17 protein-coding genes, 4 tRNA genes and 1 rRNA gene are annotated in these 23,444 nt (G+C 62.5%); 2 read left to right on the plus strand and 20 right to left on the minus strand.

What is annotated here, in order from left to right:
* Positions 1-5: 5 nt before the first annotated feature.
* The 18 genes from fusA to NH448_RS11880 form a co-directional block, all read right to left on the minus strand.
* Positions 6-2,126 (minus strand): elongation factor G, encoded by a 2,121-nt coding sequence (gene fusA, locus NH448_RS11795; protein ID WP_045990864.1) that lies wholly within the window; start codon positions 2,124-2,126, stop codon positions 6-8.
* A gap of 30 nt (positions 2,127-2,156) precedes the next feature.
* Positions 2,157-2,627, minus strand: coding sequence for a 30S ribosomal protein S7 (rpsG, locus tag NH448_RS11800; protein ID WP_023007554.1), 471 nt, complete (start codon positions 2,625-2,627; stop codon positions 2,157-2,159).
* A gap of 112 nt (positions 2,628-2,739) precedes the next feature.
* The gene (gene rpsL, locus NH448_RS11805; RefSeq protein WP_045990865.1) at positions 2,740-3,114 is read right to left on the minus strand and encodes a 30S ribosomal protein S12; all 375 of its coding nucleotides are present in this window, start codon (positions 3,112-3,114) and stop codon (positions 2,740-2,742) included.
* A gap of 148 nt (positions 3,115-3,262) precedes the next feature.
* Positions 3,263-7,480 carry a DNA-directed RNA polymerase subunit beta' gene (rpoC, locus tag NH448_RS11810; protein ID WP_045990866.1) on the minus strand — a complete coding sequence of 1,406 codons (4,218 nt, stop codon included), beginning with the start codon at positions 7,478-7,480 and terminating at the stop codon, positions 3,263-3,265.
* 87 nt (positions 7,481-7,567) lie between these two features.
* Positions 7,568-11,647: a DNA-directed RNA polymerase subunit beta gene (rpoB, locus tag NH448_RS11815; RefSeq protein WP_045990867.1), complete on the minus strand. Its 4,080-nt coding sequence runs from the start codon at positions 11,645-11,647 to the stop codon at positions 7,568-7,570.
* A gap of 234 nt (positions 11,648-11,881) precedes the next feature.
* Positions 11,882-12,256, minus strand: coding sequence for a 50S ribosomal protein L7/L12 (gene rplL, locus NH448_RS11820; protein ID WP_108133877.1), 375 nt, complete (start codon positions 12,254-12,256; stop codon positions 11,882-11,884).
* A gap of 80 nt (positions 12,257-12,336) precedes the next feature.
* Positions 12,337-12,840, minus strand: a complete 504-nt coding sequence (gene rplJ / locus NH448_RS11825; protein ID WP_045990869.1) for a 50S ribosomal protein L10 — start codon at positions 12,838-12,840, stop codon at positions 12,337-12,339.
* Between the two features lie 253 nt (positions 12,841-13,093).
* Positions 13,094-13,786: a 50S ribosomal protein L1 gene (rplA, locus tag NH448_RS11830; protein ID WP_045990870.1), complete on the minus strand. Its 693-nt coding sequence runs from the start codon at positions 13,784-13,786 to the stop codon at positions 13,094-13,096.
* 2 nt (positions 13,787-13,788) lie between these two features.
* A complete protein-coding gene (rplK, locus tag NH448_RS11835; RefSeq protein WP_045990871.1) occupies positions 13,789-14,220 on the minus strand; it encodes a 50S ribosomal protein L11 in 432 nt (143 codons plus the stop codon).
* Positions 14,221-14,361: 141 nt separating this feature from the next.
* The gene (gene nusG, locus NH448_RS11840; protein WP_045990872.1) at positions 14,362-14,895 is read right to left on the minus strand and encodes a transcription termination/antitermination protein NusG; all 534 of its coding nucleotides are present in this window, start codon (positions 14,893-14,895) and stop codon (positions 14,362-14,364) included.
* 8 nt (positions 14,896-14,903) lie between these two features.
* Complete coding sequence (secE, locus tag NH448_RS11845; protein WP_045990873.1) at positions 14,904-15,272, minus strand: preprotein translocase subunit SecE; 369 nt, start codon at positions 15,270-15,272, stop codon at positions 14,904-14,906.
* A 72-nt stretch (positions 15,273-15,344) separates the two neighbouring features.
* A tRNA-Trp gene (locus tag NH448_RS11850) sits at positions 15,345-15,420 on the minus strand.
* A gap of 143 nt (positions 15,421-15,563) precedes the next feature.
* A tRNA-Thr gene (locus NH448_RS11855) sits at positions 15,564-15,638 on the minus strand.
* A 41-nt stretch (positions 15,639-15,679) separates the two neighbouring features.
* Positions 15,680-15,753, minus strand: a tRNA-Gly gene (locus NH448_RS11860).
* Between the two features lie 118 nt (positions 15,754-15,871).
* Positions 15,872-15,955 (minus strand) — tRNA-Tyr (locus NH448_RS11865).
* Positions 15,956-16,165: 210 nt separating this feature from the next.
* On the minus strand, positions 16,166-17,005 hold the full coding sequence (locus tag NH448_RS11870) for a type III pantothenate kinase (RefSeq protein WP_045990874.1): 840 nt from the start codon (positions 17,003-17,005) through the stop codon (positions 16,166-16,168).
* On the minus strand, positions 17,002-18,054 hold the full coding sequence (locus NH448_RS11875) for a biotin--[acetyl-CoA-carboxylase] ligase (protein WP_045990875.1): 1,053 nt from the start codon (positions 18,052-18,054) through the stop codon (positions 17,002-17,004). The genes NH448_RS11870 and NH448_RS11875 overlap by 4 nt, the downstream gene beginning before the upstream one ends.
* 368 nt (positions 18,055-18,422) lie before the next feature.
* A complete protein-coding gene (locus NH448_RS11880; protein WP_052704182.1) occupies positions 18,423-19,103 on the minus strand; it encodes an FCD domain-containing protein in 681 nt (226 codons plus the stop codon).
* A gap of 153 nt (positions 19,104-19,256) precedes the next feature.
* On the opposite strand from NH448_RS11880, the gene NH448_RS11885 reads away from it, so the two are divergent.
* Positions 19,257-20,396 (plus strand): aminotransferase class I/II-fold pyridoxal phosphate-dependent enzyme, encoded by a 1,140-nt coding sequence (locus NH448_RS11885; RefSeq protein ID WP_045990876.1) that lies wholly within the window; start codon positions 19,257-19,259, stop codon positions 20,394-20,396.
* Positions 20,397-20,417: 21 nt separating this feature from the next.
* Positions 20,418-21,911 carry a Na+/H+ antiporter NhaC gene (gene nhaC / locus NH448_RS11890; RefSeq protein WP_045990877.1) on the plus strand — a complete coding sequence of 498 codons (1,494 nt, stop codon included), beginning with the start codon at positions 20,418-20,420 and terminating at the stop codon, positions 21,909-21,911.
* Between the two features lie 145 nt (positions 21,912-22,056).
* Here the strand turns inward: nhaC and NH448_RS11895 are convergent, their stop codons facing one another.
* Both NH448_RS11895 and rrf read right to left on the minus strand, forming a co-directional pair.
* On the minus strand, positions 22,057-22,620 hold the full coding sequence (locus tag NH448_RS11895; protein ID WP_045990878.1) for a type 1 glutamine amidotransferase domain-containing protein: 564 nt from the start codon (positions 22,618-22,620) through the stop codon (positions 22,057-22,059).
* Between the two features lie 716 nt (positions 22,621-23,336).
* A 5S ribosomal RNA gene (gene rrf, locus NH448_RS11900) occupies positions 23,337-23,444 on the minus strand; the annotation flags it as partial.

Below are 23,444 nucleotides of genomic sequence, written 5' to 3' on the forward strand. Positions count from 1 at the left end.
AACGGTTAACCGTTCTGGTTGATGACGGCTTCAACGACGCTGGACGGCGCCTCTTCGTAGTCCGCAAACTCCATGGTGTAGCTTGCGCGGCCCTGGGTCTGAGAGCGCAGGTCGGTTGCGTAACCGAACATCTCAGCCAGCGGCACGGTGGCGCGAATGACCTTGCCGGAGGAAGAGTCATCCATACCCTGGACCAGGCCCCGGCGGCGGTTCAGGTCGCCCATGACGTCACCCATGAATTCTTCAGGGGTCACGACCTCGACCTTCATCACCGGCTCGAGCAGAACTGCCTTGGCCTTGGGAGCGCCTTGCTTGATCGCCATGGAAGAGGCGACCTTGAACGCGGTCTCGTTGGAGTCCACGTCGTGGTAGGAACCGTCGAACAGCGTTACCTTGACGTCGATCATCGGGTAGCCCGCGATGACACCGTTCTGGAGCTGCTCATAGGCCCCTTTCTCGACGGCCGGCACGTATTCCTTCGGAACCACGCCGCCGACGATCTCGGAAGCGAACTTGAAGTGCATCTCTTCGTCGTCGCCCTTGTCTTCGGCCGTCAACGGCTCGATGCGCAGGTGTACGTGACCGTACTGACCGCGACCACCGGACTGACGAACGAACTTGCCTTCCTGCTCGACGCTCTGACGAATCGTCTCACGGTAGGCCACCTGCGGCTTGCCGATGTTCGCCTCGACCTTGAACTCGCGACGCATGCGGTCAACGATGATGTCGAGGTGAAGCTCGCCCATGCCGGAGATGATGGTCTGGCCAGTCTCTTCGTCGGTCTTGACCTGGAAGGACGGATCTTCCTGGGCCAGCTTGCCCAGTGCAATACCCATCTTTTCCTGGTCAGCCTTGGACTTCGGCTCCACGGCCACGGAGATAACCGGATCCGGGAACTCCATGCGCTCGAGAACGATCTTGTCGTTCAGGTCGCACAGGGTATCACCGGTGGTCACGTCCTTCAGGCCGATACAGGCGGCGATGTCGCCGGCCAGAACTTCCTTGATCTCCTCGCGCGAGTTGGAGTGCATCTGGACGATACGACCGACGCGCTCCTTCTTCTGCTTGACGGAGTTGTAGACGCTGTCGCCTGACTTCAGCACGCCGGAGTAGACGCGGATGAAGGTCAGGGTGCCAACGAAGGGGTCGGTCGCGATCTTGAACGCCAGCGCGGCGAAAGGCGCACTGTCATCGGCCTCACGGGTCGCGATGGTGCCGTCCTTGTCGTCGAGCTCACCTTCGATCGCCTTGACCTCGGTGGGTGACGGCATGTACTCGATGACGCCATCGAGAACAGCCTGAACGCCCTTGTTCTTGAACGCAGAGCCACAAGTGACCAGCACGATCTCGTTGTCGAGGGTACGACGACGCAGACCAGCCTTGATCTCGTCGTTGGTCAGCTCGCCCTCTTCGAGGTACTTGTCCATCAGCTCTTCGGACGCCTCGGCGGCGGCCTCGACCATCTGCTCGCGATACTCTTCGGCGGTCTCCTGGAGCTCCGCCGGGATATCGACGAGGTCGTAGTTCATCCCGAAGTTGTCTTCATCCCACAGGATGGCCTTCATCTGGATGAGGTCGATGACGCCCTTGAACTCGTCCTCGGAGCCCCAGTTGATCTGGATCGGCACGACGTTGGCGCCGAGACGATCCTTCAGCTGGTTGACGACCATGAAGAAGTCAGCGCCGCTGCGGTCCATCTTGTTGACGAACACCATGCGCGGAACTTCGTACTTGTTGGCCTGGCGCCAGACGGTCTCGGTCTGCGGCTGCACACCGGAGGAGCCACACAGCACGACGACGGCACCGTCAAGCACACGCAGGGAACGTTCGACTTCGATGGTGAAGTCAACGTGTCCAGGGGTGTCGATGATGTTGATGCGGTGCTCATCGAACTGCTTGTTCATGCCCTGCCAGAAGCAGGTGGTCGCCGCGGAGGTGATGGTGATACCACGCTCCTGCTCCTGCTCCATCCAGTCCATGGTGGCGGCGCCCTCATGGACCTCACCGACCTTGTGGGACAGACCGGTGTAGAACAGGACACGCTCGGTAGTAGTCGTCTTACCGGCGTCGACGTGGGCCACGATACCGATATTGCGGTAACGCTTAAGCGGAGTCTTGCGAGCCACGATGTAACTCCCGTTGGTTGGCGATGCGCTTTAGAAGCGGTAGTGAGAGAAGGCCTTGTTGGCTTCTGCCATGCGATGCACGTCTTCACGCTTCTTGACTGCCGAACCCTTGCCTTCGGCTGCATCCAGCATTTCGCCAGCCAGACGCTGCACCATGGTCTTCTCGCCACGACGGCGAGCGGCGTCCACCAGCCAGCGCATGGCAAGCGCCTGGCGGCGGGACGGACGGACTTCGACCGGCACCTGATAGGTCGCACCGCCGACGCGGCGAGACTTCACCTCGACCATGGGCTGGATGGTTTCCAGCGCCTTGTCGAAGATTTCCAGCGGCTCTTCATTGGAACGCTCGGCAACCCTGTCCAGCGCACCATAGACGATACGCTCAGCTACGGACTTCTTGCCGCTGATCATCAGGTGGTTCATGAACTTGGCCAGACGCTCGGATCCGAACTTGGGATCCGGCAGAATCTCGCGCTTGGCCGCAACTCTTCTTCTAGGCATGATAAGCCCTCGGTTGAAGGGTCCTTCAGGTAAACCCGAGACTCGCGCTTGGCGGCTCGACCTTACTCTTATCAGACCGGGTCAAACTTGGTAATGGAAAGCGACGCAGCCCTTAGGACTTCGGACGCTTGGTGCCGTACTTGGAACGGCCCTGACGACGGTTCTGGACACCGGAGGTGTCGAGAGCGCCGCGAACGGTGTGATAACGCACACCCGGAAGGTCCTTTACTCGACCGCCACGAATCAGGACCACAGAGTGCTCCTGGAGGTTGTGGCCTTCACCGCCGATGTAAGAGGACACCTCGTAGCCGTTGGTCAGGCGCACACGGCAGACCTTCCGCAGTGCGGAGTTCGGCTTCTTCGGGGTGGTGGTGTAGACGCGGGTGCAGACGCCGCGCTTCTGCGGGCAGGCCTGAAGCGCAGGCACGTCGGTCTTCGCGGCCTGACGCTTGCGCGGCTTGCGCACGAGCTGATTAATCGTTGCCATAGCTGTTAGCTGACTCCAATGGGTTGCCTAAGCCTTTTCACAGTGGCGCGGATACACCCACCCCACTGTTAAAGGCTGCGCATTCTACTGGCTGATGCCAAGGCGCGTCAAGCCCGGAGCCGCAAAGGCTCCAGGCTTTTTGCCGACATCAGATCTCGTCGTCGTCCGAGTCCAGCGCGGTGAGCTGGGCGCCCAGCTCCTGCTCGACGTCGTAGGCCGACGGCTGGAGCAGTCGCTCGGTGTCTTCACGCTTGCGACGACGCTCCTCGTGGTGGGTCAGACCGGTACCGGCCGGGATCAGACGTCCCACCACCACGTTTTCCTTCAGGCCGCGCAGGTAGTCGCGCTTGCCGGTGACCGCCGCTTCGGTCAGCACGCGGGTCGTCTCCTGGAAGGAGGCCGCAGAGATGAACGACTCGGTGGCCAGGCTGGCCTTGGTGATACCCAGCAGCAGGCGCTGGTACTTGGCCGGGAACTTGTCATTGGCCTGGAGCACGGCATTCTGCTCCAGCACACGGACCAGCTCGACCTGATCACCCGGAATGAAGTCGGAGTCACCGGCGTCGGTGATCTCGACCTTGCGCAGCATCTGACGCACGATCACTTCGATGTGCTTGTCGTTGATGCCAACGCCCTGCAGACGATAGACGTCCTGTACCTCGGCCACGATGTACTTGGCCAGCTCGGCGATGCCGAGCAGTCGCAGGATGTCGTGCGGGTTGCTCGGACCATCCGAGATCACCTCGCCCTTCTCGACCGTCTCGCCCTCGAACACCGCGATCTGACGCCACTTGGGAATCAGCATCTCGAAGGGGTCGCCTTCGGACGGGGTGATGGTCAGACGACGCTTGCCCTTGGTTTCCTTGCCGAAGCTGATCACACCGCTGATCTCGGCCAGGATGGACGGCTCCTTCGGCTTGCGCGCCTCGAACAGGTCGGCCACGCGCGGCAGACCACCGGTGATGTCCTTGTTGCCGGACGCCTCCACCGGGATACGCGCGACGATCTCACCGATGCCGATGGACGAGCCATTGTCGACGGTGACGATCGCCTTGCCGGGCAGCGGGTACTGCACCGGAGTGTCGCTGCCGGAGACGGTCACCGGCTTGCCGGCGGCGTCGTTGAGCATGATCATCGGGCGCTTGTCGCGACCGGCCATCGGCCGCGCCGCGGACTCGATGATCTCGATCGAGGACAGACCGGTCATCTCGTCGACGCTGCGGTGCATGGTCAGGCCTTCGTCCATGTCGACGTAGTGCACCTGGCCTTCCGCTTCGGCGACGATCGGGTGGGTGTGCGGATCCCACTTGGCCACGGCCTGGCCGGGATCGACCGCATCACCGTCACGCACCGAAAGCTCGGCACCGTAAGGCAGCTTGTAGTACTCACGCTCGCGGCCATGCTCGTCGGCCACCGCCAGGGCGCTGGAGCGCGACACCACGACCAGCTTGCCGTCGGCGCGTTCCACGTACTTGATGTTGTGCAGGCGCACCTTGCCGCCATGCTTGACCTGGACGCTGTCCACCGCAGAAGCCCGCGAGGCGGCACCACCGATGTGGAAGGTACGCATGGTCAGCTGGGTACCCGGCTCACCGATGGACTGGGCGGCGATGACGCCGGCCGACTCACCGATGTTGACCTGGTGGCCGCGGGCCAGATCGCGCCCGTAACAGGACGAACACACACCGTGACTGGTTTCACAGGTGATGGTGCTGCGCACGATGATCTCGTCGACGCCCATGGTGTCGAGTTGCTCGCACCAGGCCTCGTCCAGCAGGGTGCCACGCGGAATCAGCACTTCGTCGGTGCTCGGGTCGATGACGTCCTGAGCGACCACTCGGCCGAGTACACGCTGGGCCAGCGAGACGATGATGTCGCCGCCTTCGATGACCGGGTGCAGGGTCAGGCCACGCTCGGTGCCACAGTCGACCTCGGTGATGACCACGTCCTGGGCGACGTCGACCAGACGACGGGTCAGGTAACCAGAGTTGGCGGTCTTCAGAGCGGTATCCGCCAGACCCTTACGCGCACCGTGGGTCGAGATGAAGTACTGGAGTACGTTCAGACCTTCACGGAAGTTGGCGACGATCGGGGTCTCGATGATCGAGCCATCCGGCTTGGCCATCAGACCACGCATACCCGCCAGCTGGCGGATCTGGGCGGCGCTACCACGGGCACCGGAGTCGGCCATGATGAACACGCTGTTGAAGGAGTCCTGTTCGACTTCCTTGCCTTCGCGGTCGATCACGGTCTCCTTGGAGATGCCCGCCATCATCGCCTTGGCGACCTGGTCGTTGGCACGCGCCCAGATATCGATGACCTTGTTGTACTTCTCACCCGCGGTCACCAGACCGGAGGAGAACTGGTCCTCGATTTCCTTGACCTCTTCCTCGGCCGCCTCGACGATCTCGGCCTTGGCGTCCGGGATGACGAAGTCGTTGACGCCGATGGAGGCGCCGGACCAGGTGGCCAGACGGAAGCCGGTGTACATCAACTGGTCGGCGAAGATGACCGCGGCCTTGAGACCGGCGCGACGATACACTTCGTTGATCAGCTTGGAGATGGCCTTCTTCTTCATGGCCTGGTCGACCAGATCGAAGGGCACCCCTTGCGGCAGGATGCGGAACAGCAGCGCACGGCCGACGGTGGTGTCACGCAGACGGCGGTGCTCGGAGCGCTCGCCGGTCTCTTCGTCGATGTCGACCTCGTCCAGGCGCACCTTGACGCGGGCGTGCAGCGACACGTTCTGGGTGCCGAAGGCGCGCTCGACCTCGTTGAGGTCGGAGAACACCATGCCCTCGCCCTTGGCGTTGATGCGCTCGCGGGTCATGTAGTACAGACCCAGCACCACGTCCTGGGACGGCACGATGATCGGCTCGCCGTTGGCCGGTGACAGCACGTTGTTGGTGGCCATCATCAGCGCGCGCGCTTCGAGCTGGGCTTCCAGCGTCAGCGGCACGTGCACGGCCATCTGGTCACCGTCGAAGTCGGCGTTGTAGGCGGCACACACCAGCGGGTGCAGCTGGATCGCCTTGCCTTCGATCAACAGCGGCTCGAACGCCTGGATACCGAGACGGTGCAGGGTCGGGGCGCGGTTCAAAAGCACCGGGTGCTCGCGGATGACGTCGGCGAGGATGTCCCACACCTCCGGCAGCTCGCGCTCGACCATCTTCTTGGCGGCCTTGATGGTGGACGCCTGGCCGCTGGCCTGCAGCTTGGAGTAGATGAACGGCTTGAACAGCTCAAGCGCCATCTTCTTGGGCAGACCGCACTGGTGCAGACGCAGGGTCGGGCCCACGGTGATGACCGAGCGGCCGGAGTAGTCGACGCGCTTGCCCAGCAGGTTCTGACGGAAACGCCCCTGCTTGCCCTTGATCATGTCGGCCAGCGACTTCAACGGACGCTTGTTGGAGCCGGTGATGGCGCGACCGCGACGACCGTTGTCGAGCAGCGCATCGACGGACTCCTGCAGCATGCGCTTCTCGTTGCGCACGATGATGTCCGGCGCGTTGAGGTCGAGCAGACGCTTCAAGCGGTTGTTGCGGTTGATCACGCGACGGTACAGATCGTTGAGATCCGAGGTCGCGAAGCGGCCGCCATCCAGCGGTACCAGCGGACGCAGGTCCGGCGGCAGCACGGGCAGCACTTCCATCACCATCCACGCAGGATCGTTGCCGGAGCCCTGGAAGGCTTCGAGCAGCTTCAGACGCTTGGACAGCTTCTTGATCTTGGTCTCGGAGTTGGTCTGCGGGATCTCTTCGCGCAGACGCTCGATCTCTTCCTCGAGATCGATATCCTTGAGCATCGCCTGGACGGCCTCGGCACCCATACGGGCGTCGAAGTCATCGCCGAACTCCTCGAGGGCCTCAAAGTACTGCTCGTCGTTGAGCAGCTGGCCACGCTCGAGGGTGGTCATGCCGGGATCGACGACCATGAAGCTCTCGAAATAGAGCACGCGCTCGATGTCGCGCAGGGTCATGTCCATCAGCATGCCGATGCGAGACGGCAGCGACTTCAGAAACCAGATGTGGGCGACCGGGCTAGCCAGCTCGATGTGCCCCATGCGCTCGCGGCGCACGGCGGCCTTGGTGACTTCGACGCCGCACTTTTCGCAGATGATGCCGCGGTGCTTCATGCGCTTGTACTTGCCGCACAGGCACTCGTAGTCCTTCACCGGACCGAAGATCTTGGCGCAGAACAGGCCATCACGCTCGGGCTTGAAAGTCCGGTAGTTGATGGTCTCCGGCTTCTTGACCTCGCCAAAGGACCAGGAGCGGATCATGTCCGGCGACGCGAGCGTGATCTTGATCGCGTCGAACTCGTCGGACTGTGACTGCGATTTGAGGACTTTCACCAAATCTTTCATTAGGTCGGCTCCGTTGCGGAGTTGTCATGGGCGGGGAGCTATTGCTCCCCGCGGACCGTCATTCATTGAAGCGCCTTTCGGGCCGCCTCAGCTCTCCAGTTCGATATCGATGCCCAGCGAGCGGATTTCCTTCACCAATACGTTGAAGGATTCCGGCATGCCCGCCTGCATGGTGTGATCGCCATCCACGATGCTCTTGTACATCTTGGTACGACCTTCCACGTCATCGGACTTGACCGTGAGCATTTCCTGCAGAGTGTAAGCGGCGCCGTAGGCCTCCAGGGCCCAGACCTCCATCTCACCAAAGCGCTGACCACCGAACTGCGCCTTGCCGCCCAGCGGCTGCTGGGTGACCAGCGAGTAGGAGCCGGTGGAACGCGCGTGCATCTTGTCGTCGACCAGGTGGTTGAGCTTCAGCATGTACATGTAGCCCACCGTCACCGGACGATCGAACGACTCGCCGGTACGCCCGTCGTACAGGGTCATCTGGCCGGAATCCGGCAGATCGGCCAGCTTCAGCAGGTGCTTGATCTCGTGCTCCTTGGCACCGTCGAACACCGGCGTCGCCATCGGCACGCCCTTCTTCAGGTTCTTGGCCAGCGCGATGATCTCGTCATCGGACAGCGACTCGATCTCCTCGACGCGGGTACCCTGGGTGGAGTTGTAAACCTCACCGAGGAACTCGCGCAGCTGAGCGAGCTGCTGCTCGCGGGCGTCACGCAGCATGTGCTCGATCTTCACGCCGAGACCGCGGGCCGCCATGCCCAGGTGGGTCTCGAGGATCTGACCGACGTTCATCCGCGACGGTACACCCAGCGGGTTCAGCACCACGTCGATGGGCTCACCGTTGTCGTCGAACGGCATGTCCTCGATCGGCATGATGGCCGAGATGACACCCTTGTTACCGTGACGGCCGGCCATCTTGTCACCCGGCTGCAGGCGACGCTTGATCGCCAGGTAGACCTTGACGATCTTGAGCACGCCCGGCGCCAGGTCGTCGCCCTGGGTGAGCTTGCGCTTCTTGTCTTCGAAACGCTCGTCCATTTCCTTGCGACGGTTCTCGAGCTGCTCGTCGGCCTGAGCCAGCAGTTCATTGAGCTTCTCGTCCTGCATGCGCAGCTTGAACCACTGCTGACGCGGCAGCTCCTCGAGATAGTCCTCGGACAGCACGTCATCCTTGGACAGGCGCGGACCACCGTTGACCGGCTGACCGGACAGGGTGCGCTTGAGACGCTCGAAGGTGGCGTCCTCGGCGATGCGGTAGGTCTCTTGCAGGTCCTTGCGCACCTCGTCCAGCTGCATCTGCTCGATGGACAGAGCGCGCGAGTCCTTCTCGACGCCGTCGCGGGTGAACACCTGAACGTCGATGACGGTGCCCTTCATGCCGGTGGGGGCACGCAGGGAGGTGTCCTTCACGTCGGACGCCTTCTCACCGAAGATCGCACGCAGCAGCTTCTCTTCCGGGGTCAGCTGGGTCTCGCCCTTGGGCGTGACCTTGCCGACCAGAATGTCGCCGGCACCGACCTCGGCACCGATGTACACCACACCGGCCTCATCCAGCTTGCCCAGTGCCGATTCACCGACGTTGGGAATATCGGAGGTGATCTCCTCCGGCCCCAGCTTGGTGTCACGGGACACACAGGTCAGTTCCTGGATGTGGATGGTAGTGAAACGGTCTTCCTGGACCACCCGCTCGGACAGCAGGATGGAGTCCTCGAAGTTGTAACCGTTCCACGGCATGAAGGCGATGCGCATGTTCTGACCAAGCGCCAGGTCACCCATGTCGACGGACGGACCGTCGGCCAGGATGTCACCACGCGCGACGTTGTCGCCGGGGCGAACGATCGGACGCTGGTTCTGGCAGGTGTTCTGGTTCGAACGCAGGTACTTGGTCAGGTTGTAGATGTCGACACCGGCCTCACCGCCGATGATCTCGTCTTCGTTGACCCGCACCACGATGCGCTTGGCGTCGACCGAGTCGATCACGCCGCCACGACGGGCCACGGCACAGACACCGGAGTCACGGGCGACGAAGCGCTCCATGCCGGTACCGACCAGCGGCTTGTCGGCACGCAGAGTCGGCACCGCCTGACGCTGCATGTTGGCACCCATCAGGGCGCGGTTGGCGTCATCGTGCTCGAGGAACGGAATCAGTGCGGCGGCGACGGACACCACCTGGCGCGGAGACACGTCCATCAGCGTCACCTGTTCGGGACGCATGAAGGTGGTCTCGCCGCGATGACGCACCTGGACCAGATCGTCGACCAGCTTCTTGTCGGCGTTGACGGTGGCCGAGGCCTGGGCGATGACGAAGTCACCTTCCTCGATGGCCGACAGGTGCACCACCTCGTCGGTGACCACGCCATCCACGACCTTACGGTACGGCGTCTCGAGGAAGCCGTAGCTGTTGGTGTGGCTGTAGGTCGCCAGCGAGTTGATCAGGCCGATGTTCGGACCTTCCGGCGTCTCGATCGGGCAAAGACGGCCGTAGTGGGTAGCGTGAACGTCACGCACCTCGAAACCGGCGCGCTCACGGGTCAGACCACCCGGGCCGAGAGCAGACACACGACGCTTGTGGGTCACCTCGGACAGCGGGTTGTTCTGGTCCATGAACTGGGACAGCTGAGAGGAGCCAAAGAACTCCTTCACCGCAGCGGCCACCGGCTTGGCATTGATCAGGTCCTGAGGCATCAGGCCTTCGCTCTCGGCCATGGACAGACGTTCCTTGACCGCGCGCTCGACACGCACCAGGCCGACACGGAACTGGTTTTCTGCCATTTCGCCGACGCAGCGAATGCGACGGTTGCCCAGGTGGTCGATGTCGTCGACATCGCCAAAGCCGTTACGGATGTTGATCAGCTCGCGCAGCACGTCGAGGATGTCGGTACGATCCAGCACACCGGAACCGGTGTCGGAATCACGACGCAGACGACGGTTGAACTTCATCCGGCCGACGCCGGACAGGTCATAGCGGTCTTCGCTGAAGAACAGGTTGTTGAACAGCGTCTCGGCGGCTTCCTTGGTGGGCGGCTCGCCGGGGCGCATCATGCGGTAGATCTCGACCAGCGCCTCGAGCTGGGAACCGGTGGTGTCCAGCTTGAGGGTGTCGGAGACGAAGGGACCGCAGTCCAGATCGTTGGTGTAGAGCGTCTCGATGGTGGTGATGCCGGCCTGACCGAGGGCCTCGAGCAGCTCCGGGGTGATCTCGGAGTTGCAGGGGCAGATCAGCTCGCCGGTGGCGGGGTTGATCTGATCCTTGGCCAGGGTCTTGCCGAACAGGTAGTCCATCGGCACTTCCAGACGCTCGAGACCCGCCTTCTCCAACTGGCGGATATGCTTCTGGGTGACACGACGACCCTCTTCGACGATGACCTCACCGTCGGCGCCCTTGATGTCAAAGGTCGCGGTCTCGCCACGCAGGCGAGACGGCACCAGCTCCACCGAGAAGCCGGACTTCTCGATATGGAAGGTGCTGGTGTCGAAGAACTCGTCGAGGATCTCCTCGGCGCTCATGCCCAGCGCGCGCAGCAGCACGGACGCCGGCAGTTTGCGACGACGGTCGATACGCACGAAGACGTTGTCCTTCGGGTCGAACTCGAAGTCCAGCCAGGAGCCGCGGTAAGGAATCACGCGAGCGGAGTACAAAAGCTTACCGGAGCTGTGGCTCTTGCCCTTGTCGTGATCGAAGAACACGCCGGGACTACGGTGAAGCTGAGACACGATGACGCGCTCGGTACCGTTCACCACGAAGGTACCGTTCTCGGTCATCAGGGGGATCTCCCCCATGTAGACTTCCTGCTCCTTGATGTCCTTGATGGCCTTGTTCGACGACTCCTTGTCGTAGATGATCAGGCGAACCTTGACACGCAGAGGAGCGGAGTAGGTGACGCCGCGCAGCTGGCATTCCTTGACGTCGAAGGCCGGAGTGCCGAAACGATAGCTGACGTACTCGAGCGCAGCGTTGCCGGAGAAGCTCTCGATCGGGAACACGGACCTGAAGGCGGCGTGCAGGCCGACTTCCATGCGCTCTTCGGGAGAGCGGTCCTGCTGGAGAAAGTCGTAGTAGGAATCAAGCTGGATGGCCAGCAGGTAAGGCACATCCATCACTTGGGGCAGTTTGCCGAAATCCTTGCGGATGCGTTTTTTCTCAGTGTATGAGTAAGCCATCTGTATTCCCCAGCTTGTTCACCATGGGTGACCGATGCGTGTCGGCGCCACCCGACGGACGGTCTCCGTCAGGCGCTGACGGCAAGTCCTCGGATGAGTGACTCGCCGTCGGAATTCTGCAAGCTACAGGCCCTTGGGGGCAGGCAGCTAGTGACAACAGAAAAAGGCCGGTAGCGGGCGTCCCGCCACCAGCCGTGGAAGCTTACGCAGCGCGTAAAGCCATGGGCACAAGGATTACTTGAGCTCCACGGACGCGCCGGCTTCTTCCAGCTTCTTCTTGGCTTCTTCCGCGTCGTCCTTGCTCATCGCTTCCTTGATGGTCGCCGGCGCGCCGTCGACGGCACCCTTGGCTTCCTTCAGGCCGAGACCAGTGATCTCGCGGACGGCCTTGATGACGTTGACCTTCTTGTCGCCAGCGGAGGTCAGCACCAGGTCGAACTCGGTCTGCTCTTCGGCAGCGGCGGCTTCGCCACCAGCGCCCGGGCCAGCCACGACAGCAGCAGCGGCGCTAACGCCGAACTTCTCTTCCATGGCTTCGATCAGCTCGACGACTTCCATGACGGACATGTCGGAGACGGCGTTGATGATATCTTCTTTGGTCAGTGCCATTGTCTAGATTCCTAACTTTGCGGGCGTCTCGGTCACCCGAGAACGCGAAATGGATCGTGGTCGGTCGACAGGACGACGCCTTAAGCGGCTTCTTCCTGCTTCTGGTCGCGCAGCGCAGCGAGAGTACGAACCAGCTTGCCGGCAGAAGCTTCCTTCATGACGGACATCAGCTTGGCGATCGCCTCATCGTAGGTCGGCAGGGTCGCCAGACGGTCGATATCGCTTGCCGGGATCAGCTCACCTTCATAGGCCAGCGCCTTGACTTCGAAGTTCTTCTCATCCTTGGCGAACTCCTTGAACAGACGAGCGGCAGCGCCCGGATGTTCGTTGGAGAAGGCCAGCAGAGTCGGACCAACGAAGGTCTCTGACAGGCACTCCCAGGGAGTACCGGTCAGGGCGCGGCGTGCCAGGGTGTTGCGCACAACACGCACCTGGACGCCATTCTCGCGAGCCTGCTTACGCAGTTCGGTCATCTTGTGGACCGCGACGCCGCGAGAGTCGGCAACTACGACGGAGAGTGCATCCTTGGCGACTTCACTGACCTCGGCAACAATTGCCTTCTTGCCTTCGAGTGCTAGTGCCACTGTGATCACTCCTTCGTGCCGGAACCCGAGGGCTCCGATGGTTACCATCTCCCCTTCCGTAGAAGAGGGGCTTCAATGATGGTGCTCACCAGATGCCTGGCGGCAACACCATCTGCGCAGGTGCCCGGGGGCGATTAAGCCGCCGGCAGACCCGAAGGTCAGGCGGCGGCGCCTGCGGTCTTTGACGGTGCCCCGCCGGCCGGGTGAATCACCCGGCACGGGGACCGCAAAGTGTCTTGCCTGTTGTGTCGCATCACACCAGCGCGGAGTGATCGACGGTCAGACCCGGGCCCATGGTGGTGGACAGGGTCATCTTCTTGAAGTACACGCCCTTGGAAGTGCTCGGCTTGAGCTTCTTCAGGTCGGCGAGCAGCGCATCCAGGTTGCCCTTGATGGCGTCGGCTTCGAAATCGACCTTGCCCAGGGTGGTGTGGATGATGCCGTTCTTGTCGGTACGGAAACGCACCTGACCGGCCTTGGCGTTCTTGACGGCGGTAGCGACGTCGGGGGTCACGGTGCCGACCTTGGGGTTCGGCATCAGGCCACGCGGACCCAGGATCTGACCCAGCTGGCCGACGACACGCATGGCGTCCGGCGAGGCAATGACCACGTCGAAGTCGAGCTGGCCTTTCTTGACCTGCTCGGCCAGGTCGTCCATACCGACGATGTCGGCACCGGCTTCCTTGGCGGCTTCTTCGTTGGCACCCTGGGTAAAGACGGCAACGCGCACGTCCTTGCCGGTACCGTTGGGCATCACGGTCGCACCGCGAACCACCTGGTCGGATTTACGCGGATCGACGCCCAGGTTGATGGCGACGTCCAGCGACTCCTTGAACTTGACGGTGGACAGCTCGGAGAGCAGAGCCACGGCCTCGTCGATGGAGTAGACCTTGGTGGCGTCAACCTTGTCGCGAATCTGCTTTGCGCGCTTGGTAAGCTTTGCCATGATCAGAGACCCTCCACGTTGAGGCCCATGCTGCGGGCGCTACCGGCAATGGTACGCACCGCGGCGTCGAGATCGGCAGCCGTCATGTCCGGCTCCTTGGTCTTGGCGATCTCTTCGAGCTGCTCGCGGGTCACGGTACCGACCTTCTTCTTGTTCGGCTCACCAGAGCCGGACTTGATGCCAGCGGCCTTCTTCAGCAGCACCGCGGCGGGCGGTGTCTTGGTGACGAAGGTGAAGCTGCGGTCGGAGTAGACGGTGATGACCACGGGAGTCGGGAGACCCGGCTCGATGTTCTGCGTCTCGGCGTTGAACGCCTTGCAGAATTCCATGATGTTGACACCGTGCTGACCCAGCGCGGGACCCACGGGGGGACTCGGGTTGGCCTTACCAGCTGCAACCTGCAGCTTGATGTAAGCCTGTACTTTCTTGGCCATGATGGACTCCAGTTGGGTAGTAGCGCCTTGCGGCTCCCCGGACAAAACGGCCGCCTCTCGAGGCGACCCCTACGCACTGAAAACTTTCAGCACATGACGGCGGGCCTGCCTGAGCAGACCCACCGTAAGAAACTTGTCGACCTACTCCTTCTCGACCTGGGAAAACTCCAGCTCGACGGGAGTGGCGCGCCCGAAGATCAGCACGCTGACCTGCAGACGACTCTTGTCGTAGTTGACCTCTTCGACCACGCCGTTGAAATCGGCGAAGGGGCCATCGATGACGCGCACCGACTGACCGGGCTCGAACATGGTCTTGGGACGCGGCTTTTCGGCCCCATCCCTGACGCGACTGAGAATGGCGTCGGCCTCGCGCTGAGTGATCGCCGCCGGCTTCTCCTTGGTCCCGCCGATAAAGCCCATGACACGGGGCGTCTCGTTGACCAGGTGCCAGGTCTCGTCGACCATTTCCATCTCGACCAGCACATAGCCGGGATAGAACTTGCGCTCACTCTTGCGGCGCTTGCCGTCACGCATCTCGACGACTTCTTCGGTCGGCACCAGAATCTCACCAAAGAGATCTTCCATGCCGTGCATCTTCACACGCTCGATCAGCGAGCGCATGACGTGCTTCTCGAAGCCGGAGTAGGCGTGGACGACGTACCAACGCTTGGACATGAAGACTCCTAACCGATGACGCCGGACATCGCCCAGCTGAGCAGCGTGTCGATCAACCAGAGCAGCAGCCCGACCACCAGCACAGCCACCAGCACGATGGCGGTGGTCTGGATGGTCTCGGGGCGCGTCGGCCAGACGACACGTTGAATTTCCTTCCTGGCGCTCTGCGCCAGCTCCACCAATTCACGCCCCTTGGTGGTGGTCAATGCGACCAGGGCAGCAACGACAGACAGGGCAACAACGCCCAGAACACGATACAGAAGCGGCTGGTCGGCAAAGTAGGTGTTGCCAACGACGGCCAGCACCAGAAGAACGACGACAACCGCCCACTTGAGCCCGTCGTGGCGCGACTCCTGCACCTCGGCGTTATGCTTCATGAAAACGAGACTCCTCAGGGCGCGGCAATCGAAACACGAAAGTATATAAAAAACTGCCAGCCTGGGGAAGACTGGCAGGCCAGGAGGGAATCGAACCCCCAACCTGCGGTTTTGGAGACCGCTGCTCTGCCAATTGAGCTACTGGCCTGTACTCGATGCAAACCACCCTTTGCGGGCAGCCTCTGCAACAGCGGGCGCCATGATAGCGAAACGGATCTCGCCTGGCAACCCCCTCCGCCCTGCAGACGCGGCGGAGAAAGAAAAAGCGAGCCTAGGCTCGCTTTTCTTAGATGGAGCTCATGGACGGATTTGAACCGTCGACCTCACCCTTACCAAGGGTGTGCTCTACCCCTGAGCTACATGAGCGCACTCTTCGGCAATCCAGCTACTTCAAATTGCCTGAACTCTGGAGCGGGCAGCGGGGATCGAACCCGCATCATCAGCTTGGAAGGCTGAGGTTCTACCATTGAACTATGCCCGCAAAATCGGTACTAAACCTTCTTTGCTGAAGCAAAGCCCACCGAACCCAAACCAGCCTGGCAGCGTCCGACCGCCTGCTCCATATCAACCAGAAACCACAACTCTGGTCGATCAAAATCTGGTGGAGGGGGAAGGATTCGAACCTTCGAAGCTTTCGCGGCAGATTTACAGTCTGCTCCCTTTGGCCACTCGGGAACCCCTCCAACTGGCGACGTATTTTATCGCCCTGCCCCGAAAAGTCAAGTGGTTGTTTTAAAAGAATCAAGCTGTACGCAAAATTCTTACAACCTGTCTCGACGGCAGCCTGCAACCCGCGGGTCGCTGCACCTCGGAACGCGGCGCATTGTGTCAAAGCAGAATGGATAACGCAAGGCTTCCATAGGCTTTTTTTACGGCGCACCGGAAAACCACGGTCACAGCAGCATCGAAAACGCCAGGCCCGCGCGGATCTTTTCCAGCGCTACGGGCGCGGGTGGCACCGGCGCCCCCGCCATCTTGCCGGCACGTTCTGCTGCCGTCAGAGGGAAACACGCTTCAAGGCCGGCGTAGACCATGTCCGGCCAGATCGCGTGGGGTACTCGAATACCACGAGACACCACCCTGGCATCGCCGCCGGTGACCAGCATGGGTAGCGCCACCCCCTCACGGTCGCAGACCTCGCTGTAGATCCGATTGACCGCGCTGACAGCGGCCATGTAGATGCCGTGATTGACCGCCTCTACCGTGCGCCGCCCAGGAGCGAGCAGCTCGTCTGCCTCGCTGTCCGGATCGATGGCCACGTTGCGGGTGCCCAGCTTCAGGCTTTCTTTCATCAGACGCAGCCCCGGCAGGATGTACCCCCCGAGATGACGCCCGCCTGGCAGCACGAAGTCGATGGTGATGGCACTGCCACAGTCCACCGTGCAGCTGGCACCGGCGAGCTGATAGCCCGCCAGCACCCCCATCCAGCGATCCACGCCCAGTCGACCCGGCTCGTGATAGCCGTTGGTGACGCCCAGCGCTTCGTGGCAGGAGCGCGCCACGTGCACCGAACGCACCCGGTCCTTGAGCAGCGACTCGGTCTGCGCCAGCACCGAACGCCTCGCCACACTGGAAATGCGCACCGTCTCGACCACGTCGAGGTCGGGAATGTCCGACCCGGGCTTCCACTCCTCCCGGGTCCACACCGCGCCCCTGGAGCGAATCTCGCTGCTGTCAGCGTCCTTCAGGCGCCACTTGGACAGGGTATTGCCGATATCCAGATCAAGAATCATGGGCGAGCCCGCACGCTGATCTCTCCTCCCACCAGGCGCTCTTGCCGCTCTCCGTCAATGCCCTTGCGCACCCAGAGATTGCCACTGCCATCCACGTCTCCTGCCTGGGCCAGCTCGCGCTGCTCCCCTCGAATGATCTCGATGTCCCAACCGGCAAAGGCGTGACGTGCGTTCCAGGCGTCGCGCCAGGCATCGAACCCCTGCTCCTCGAAACCTGCCAGCATGCCCAGCAGACCGTCCAGCAATTCGGCCGCCAGCACGTTACGGGATAGCCCCGGAGCCTGATCATGCACACAAGCGACCGGCTGATCGATCTTCGCCCGGAAGCTCTCCGGCAGATCCACGTTGATGCCCATGCCGAGCACCACCTCGCAGGGGCCGGCGGCGTCACCGCTCATCTCGACCAGAATACCGGCCAGCTTGCCAAAGCCCTGCTGACCCGCCCCCTGCCCGGTCGCTGCCTGCTCATCCAATCCTTGCTGAGCCGATCCTTGCGGCCCCAAGGGCAACAGGACGTCGTTGGGCCACTTCAGCCCGGGCTTGAGCCCATGGCGCTCCAGCACCTGGGCCAGCACCACACCGATGGCCAGGCTGAGGCCTTCCAGGGCAGCGACACCCGAATCGAAGCGCCAGCCCACGGAGCACATCAGCGTGCGCCCCCAGGGGGTCGTCCAGGTGCGCCCGCGCCGCCCACGGCCGGCGCTCTGCTGTTCGACCAGGCAGGCCTCAGCGTGCCCTGCTCCCTGACGAAAACGCTCGCGCAGGAACTCGTTGCTCGAGGGCAGGGTGTCTTCCACGAAGAGGCGCGAGAGGTGCCGACGCGACTCGCGTGACAGCGCGGCCACCACCGAGGGCCCATCGAGCAGCTCAAGGGGTTCGGCTAGCCGATACCCCTGCCCCTTGACCGCCTCCATGGGGATGCCGAGATCCTCAAGCTTGCGCAGCTGCTTCCACACCGCCGCCCGCGACACGCCCAGCTTTTCCCCCAGCTGCTGGCCGGAGTGGAACTCGCCGTCACTCAACAGCCGAATCAGCTCACCAATGGTCATCCCTCGCCCCTTCCACGGGAAAAGGGCATAGTCTATCGAATGTCGCCTGTCGCCGGAAATCCACTCGTCTGCAACACTCCTGTGGGTGTGCCTCTGAGCAACTCCTCCAGGTGTTACGAGCACCGACGGGCGGTGGCGAGCAAAAGGAAAATGGCACCATGCAAGCGTCCGCCACTCTGCTCGATTGTAGCCACGCGGACAATGCCCGAGCCTGGACTCGAAAGTCCTCCACAACGCCAATGCCAGCCGCCTACTGACTGGCCACTGCGTCGCTGCTTGCTGCATCGAAGCAGCAAGATCTGATGGGCGAAGCCCGCCCTGTACGCTATTGCTGCAGGCGCAACGAACCAGCCACCAGGCCGGCGTCTTCACGACACCATGGCTTCGATGCTCTTGCGCGTGGCACCGACCAGGTTGTCGAAGGCGGCCAGAGCGGCCTGCTCATCACGCCGCCGCATGGCCTCGAGCAGGTCTTCGTGGTGGGCAAAACTTGCGTCAAAGACTTCATGACGATCGTCCGGCGAGTCCCAGGACAGGTACAGCTCGTCGTGCATCATCTGGATCAGCCCGACCAGCACGCGATTGCCGCAGGCCTGATAGATCGCCAGGTGAAAGGCCGCGTCGGCCTCGCTGACCGCGAGGAAATCCTCCCTCGCCCGAGCACGTCGATAGTCATCCAGGTGGCCGGCCATGGCCTCGAAGGCGGCCTCTTCGGCGTGCCGCACGGCCAGCTGGATGGCCTGGGCCTCCAGCGCCTGGCGAACCTCGAGCATCTCCAGCAGATGCGCCCTGGCGTCGTGGATGCCAAGACTGGCCAGCAGTTGAAAGGTCCGCTGTTCGCTGACGAAGATCCCCTTGCCGTTGACCACCTCGATGATGCCCTCGGCCTGAAGCTTCTTGAGACCCTCCCGGAGGGTAGATCGGCCTACCTCAAGGCGCTCCATCCACTCCCCCACCGAAGGTAGGCGCGCCCCCGGCGCCAACTGCTCTTTGGCGATATAGGCGCTGATCTCTCCGGCGACGGTGTCCGATAAGTAGAGTCGTTTCATGACGTTGGCATCCAGGCAGGAAAGGCGTCCAGGGGCCTGATCGACGGTAACGGCAAACCTCTTCTGGATCAATTGTGGGGCCAGCAGGGCCGTGCTAGCTTAGCTATCAGACAGGCTGATAGCTCAATCCACCCTGCTTGCGGAGACCGCACCGTGGACCCACAGGATCGCCATATCTGTAGTCACGCCTTCGAACAGCGCCAGGATCATCACGGCGCCGTGGCACCTCCCGTCTACCAGACCAGCATCTTCACCTTCCCGGACCTCGAAAGCTTCAGCCGCGCACAGCTGGCCGAACGCGAACGCTTCATCTATAGCCGAGGACTCAATCCCACCGTCAAGTTGCTGGAGGACAAGCTGGCGGCGCTGGAACGTGGCCAGGCCTGCAAGGCCTTTGCCTCCGGCATGGGCGCCATCTCCGCCACGCTATTCTCGCTGCTGAAGCACGGCGACCACGTCCTGCGCATCAACCAGACCTACGGGCCGAGCGTCGAGTTGCTCGACCATATGGCCCGCTACGGCGTCAGCCACGACGGTATCGCCGGTGACCAGCAACTGACCGACCACCTGCGGCCCGAGACCCGCCTGATCTACATCGAGAGTCCGTCGTCACTGCGCATGGAGCTGGCAGACCTCGAGGCTATCTCCGCCATCGCCCGGAAACGCGGCATCCTCACGTTGATCGACAACACCTGGGCCACCCCGCTGTTCCAGAAGCCGCTTACCCACGGCATCGATATGGTGGTGCACTCGCTGTCGAAGTACATCGGCGGGCACAGCGACGTGGTCGGCGGCGCAGTCATCGCCGACGCCGAGCTGATCGACAGGCTCTTTGCCAACGGTCACCAGTTGCTGGGCGCCGCTCTGTCGCCCCACAGCGCCTCGCTGATCCTGCGCGGTCTACGCACCCTGCCGGTGCGCATGGCCGAGCATCAGCGCAACGCCTTGGCGGTCGCACGTTTTCTCGCTGACCACCCGCAGGTCGCAGCGGTGCATCACCCGAGCCTCGCCAAAGGCGCCGCCGCCGACTGGGCCGCCCGCCAGCTGCACGGCCATTCGGGCCTGCTCAGCTTTGCGCTTCACCACCCCAGCTACTCGCGCATCGCGAACTTCATCGATGCCCTCGAACTGATGCGTATCGGCGTCAGCTGGGGCGGCTACGAAAGTCTCGCGCTGTCTCCCATGCGCCCCGACGGCAGCGGACAACCGCTGATTCGCCTGGCCATCGGGCTTGAACACATCGACGACGTCATCGGCGACCTCGAGCGGGGGTTCGCCGCGCTCGACCGCTGATCACCACGAGGAGGACATCCCATGCCAGCCATACAACGACAACCTGGACTTGTTCCATCCCTGATCCTGCTGACCGCCATCGCCTTCGCCATCGTCTACGGCATCGTGGTGGCGGGCCTACCCACCGAGCTGGTGCTGATCACCCTGGGCGCCGCCGCCACCCTGTTCAGTCTGCTGCACGGCGGGACCTGGGAAGGCGTCATGGACATCATGGGCAACAAGGTACGCACCGCCCTGTCCGCGCTACTGGTGCTCTACAGCATCGGTATCATCATCGGCACCTGGATGATCTCGGGCACCATTCCCTACTTCATCTACCATGGCCTGGAGCTGATCGATCCCCGCTACCTGTACGTCATGGCGTTCTTCGGCACCGCCATCGTCTCCACCTTCACCGGCACCTCCTGGGGCTCCGCCGGGACCCTGGGGGTGGCCATCATGGGCATCGCCGCGGCCATGGACATCAACCTGGCGATCACCGCCGGCGCGGTGCTCTCAGGCGCCTACTTCGGCGACAAGCTGTCGCCGCTGTCGGACACCACCATCATGGCTTCCATGGTGGTAGGCGAAGACCTGTACCGACACATCCGCCACCTGATGTACACCTCGCTGCCCGCCAGCGTGGTGGCCGCTGTGGTCTACCTGATACTCGGCCTCAACATGGACCTGGCAGAGGGCACCCCGGAGGCCATCGCCGCCAGCGCCGAGACCATCGGCGGGCTCTATCAGCTGAACCTCGTGTTGCTGCTGCCGGTGGCCATCGTGCTGTTCGGCTCGGTGCGCAAGAAGCCGACCCTGGTGGTACTATTCCTGGCCTCGGCCTGCGCCGCCCTGCTGGCGATACTGCTCCAGGGCGCCAGCCCCGAGGCGGTGGCCAAGGCCGCAGTCTCGGGCTTCAACGTCAGCCTGCTGGCCGGCTTCAACCCGGGCCTGGACGTCGCCACCCTGCCCCCGGCACTGGTCAGCCTGCTGAACCGTGGCGGGCTCTACAGCATGCACGGAGCAGTGCTGTTCGCGCTGTGCGCCTTCTTCTTTGCCTCGGCGCTGGAGGCAGCCGGCATCCTCAAGGTCGTGCTCGATCGCAGCCTGGCCTACGTGCGCTCCGCCCGCGGCACTATCCTGGCCTCGCTGGCGGCCAGCAGCACCATCATCCTGGCCACCGGCAACAGCTACGTAACCTTCTTTTTGACCCGTGAGCTGTTCGCCGAGCAGTATCGCAAGCGTGGCCTGCACCAGCTCAATCTGTCGCGCAGCATGGAAGACGGCGGCATGATTCCCGAGCCGCTGGCCCCCTGGACCGTCTCCGCCGTCTACATGGCAGGCACCTTGGGTGTTGCCACCCTCGACTACGCTCCCTGGGCGCTGTTCAACTACCTGGGTATCGTCTTCTCGATCCTGCTGGCCATGATCGGACCCTGGACCGGCTGGTTCGGCGTAAAGCGCATCGAGCCCACTGGCGAGGAACAGACCGATTCGGTCACTCCATCAATGAACGCTTCTTCCACCGTCAAATAGGCCCGTCGAACTAGCCCTTCGAACTAGCCCGTCGAACTGGCTCGGCTACATCACCAGCCAACACCACCTCGACACGCAACAGGCCCCCGGCGACTTGGTCGCCGGGGGCCTGTTGCGTTCCGCCAGGTTGCTGTATCGAACAGCGTCAGGCGTGCTGCTTCTCGTGACGCCCTTCGTGGATTTCCTCGACCAGCTTGTGGCAGAAGATATCCAGATCATCAGGCTTACGGCTGGTCACCAGGCCGTTATCCACCACTACCTGCTCGTCGACCCAGTCGGCGCCTGCATTGCGCAGATCCTGTTCGACACTCGGGTAGGAGGTCAGCCTGCGACCTTCGACCACCCCGGCGTTGATCAGGATCCAGGGGGCGTGGCAGATCGCTGCCACCGGCTTGTGGGCCTGGAAGAAAGCATTGACGAAGCTCAAGGCCTTCTCGTCCTGGCGCAGGGCGTCGGGGTTGAACAGGCCGCCGGGCAACACCAGGGCGTGATAGTCATGTTCGCTGACATCATCCAGGGCCACGTCGACGTCGTAGGTATCACCCCAGTCGTTTTCTGCCCAGGCCTTGATGCCCTTGGTCTCCGGGGAGACCACGTGCACCACGATGCCCTGCTGCTGAAGCTTCGCCTTGGGTACCGCCAGCTCCGACTCCTCGAAACCGTGGGTGGCGAGAATCGCGACACGTTTGCCTTCCACTTGCTGCGTCATGACATCCTCCATGGATCGATAAATTAGACAATCGACTCTATCTGTCACGTACTTGTACAAGATGGAGGTCCAGCCGCCGTGCTTCAACCCGCGTATCGCACAAGCCTAAATCAAGTTTGTCGGTCGCCACTCTCCCCTTCTGGTGGAAGATTCTGGTTATAGCGCTGGCTCAGCTGCTCGATGACCAGGGCAGGGAGTCGTCGCCCCCTCACAGCAAGGGGCTGATGGCGAACAGGCTATCGAGGTAGCCCTGTGCCGGGCGCGGCGCGTCCGGCACCCAAACGTCCAGGCGATAGCCTCACCGGTGGCGCGGGTGCGACTCTTTACAAAAAAGAAGCCCAACTCCTCTCGGAATTGGGCTTCTTCTGAATAAATGCCTGACGATGACGCTTAGACAACAAGGTCGCTCGCATGGGGGTGAGTCACCCCGAAGTTCTTCACGAGGACTGCGGCAACGCCGCATGGCCTCGCTCCCAATGGGCTTCCTGCAAACGACCTCAGGGCGTCACACAAACAACAGCGCCCTCGCATGGGGGTGAGTCACCCCGAGCTTTTGCGGCAACGCCGCAAGGGGGGACGAACGACGCGAGCTTGCGAGCGGCCGGACCGCGCCGAGGGAGTTATCGGCGCGGCCCCACATATAAAAAGCGGGGTCTTCCCCATGCATGCGAAAAAGCCCGGTTATCTCTCGATAACCGGGCTTCTTCTGAATAAATGCCTGACGATGACCTACTCTCGCATGGGGAGACCCCACACTACCATCGGCGCTGAGCGGTTTCACTTCTGAGTTCGGCAAGGGATCAGGTGGTTCCCACTCGCTATGG

It is taken from the genome of Halomonas sp. OfavH-34-E (assembly GCF_024124525.1).
Classification (GTDB): Bacteria; Pseudomonadota; Gammaproteobacteria; order Pseudomonadales; family Halomonadaceae; genus Halomonas; species Halomonas litopenaei.

Coding starts and splice junctions, on each gene's coding strand:
- rpsG (WP_023007554.1), bottom strand. CDS start 2,627: ATGCCTAGAAGAAGAGTTGCGGCCAAGCGCGAGATTCTGCCGGATCCC.
- rpsL (WP_045990865.1), bottom strand. CDS start 3,114: ATGGCAACGATTAATCAGCTCGTGCGCAAGCCGCGCAAGCGTCAGGCC.
- rpoC (WP_045990866.1), bottom strand. CDS start 7,480: ATGAAAGATTTGGTGAAAGTCCTCAAATCGCAGTCACAGTCCGACGAG.
- rpoB (WP_045990867.1), bottom strand. CDS start 11,647: ATGGCTTACTCATACACTGAGAAAAAACGCATCCGCAAGGATTTCGGC.
- rplL (WP_108133877.1), bottom strand. CDS start 12,256: ATGGCACTGACCAAAGAAGATATCATCAACGCCGTCTCCGACATGTCC.
- rplA (WP_045990870.1), bottom strand. CDS start 13,786: ATGGCAAAGCTTACCAAGCGCGCAAAGCAGATTCGCGACAAGGTTGAC.
- rplK (WP_045990871.1), bottom strand. CDS start 14,220: ATGGCCAAGAAAGTACAGGCTTACATCAAGCTGCAGGTTGCAGCTGGT.
- nusG (WP_045990872.1), bottom strand. CDS start 14,895: ATGTCCAAGCGTTGGTACGTCGTCCACGCCTACTCCGGCTTCGAGAAG.
- secE (WP_045990873.1), bottom strand. CDS start 15,272: ATGAAGCATAACGCCGAGGTGCAGGAGTCGCGCCACGACGGGCTCAAG.
- NH448_RS11870 (WP_045990874.1), bottom strand. CDS start 17,005: ATGATTCTTGATCTGGATATCGGCAATACCCTGTCCAAGTGGCGCCTG.
- NH448_RS11875 (WP_045990875.1), bottom strand. CDS start 18,054: ATGACCATTGGTGAGCTGATTCGGCTGTTGAGTGACGGCGAGTTCCAC.
- NH448_RS11880 (WP_052704182.1), bottom strand. CDS start 19,103: ATGAAACGACTCTACTTATCGGACACCGTCGCCGGAGAGATCAGCGCC.
- nhaC (WP_045990877.1), top strand. CDS start 20,418: ATGCCAGCCATACAACGACAACCTGGACTTGTTCCATCCCTGATCCTG.
- NH448_RS11895 (WP_045990878.1), bottom strand. CDS start 22,620: ATGACGCAGCAAGTGGAAGGCAAACGTGTCGCGATTCTCGCCACCCAC.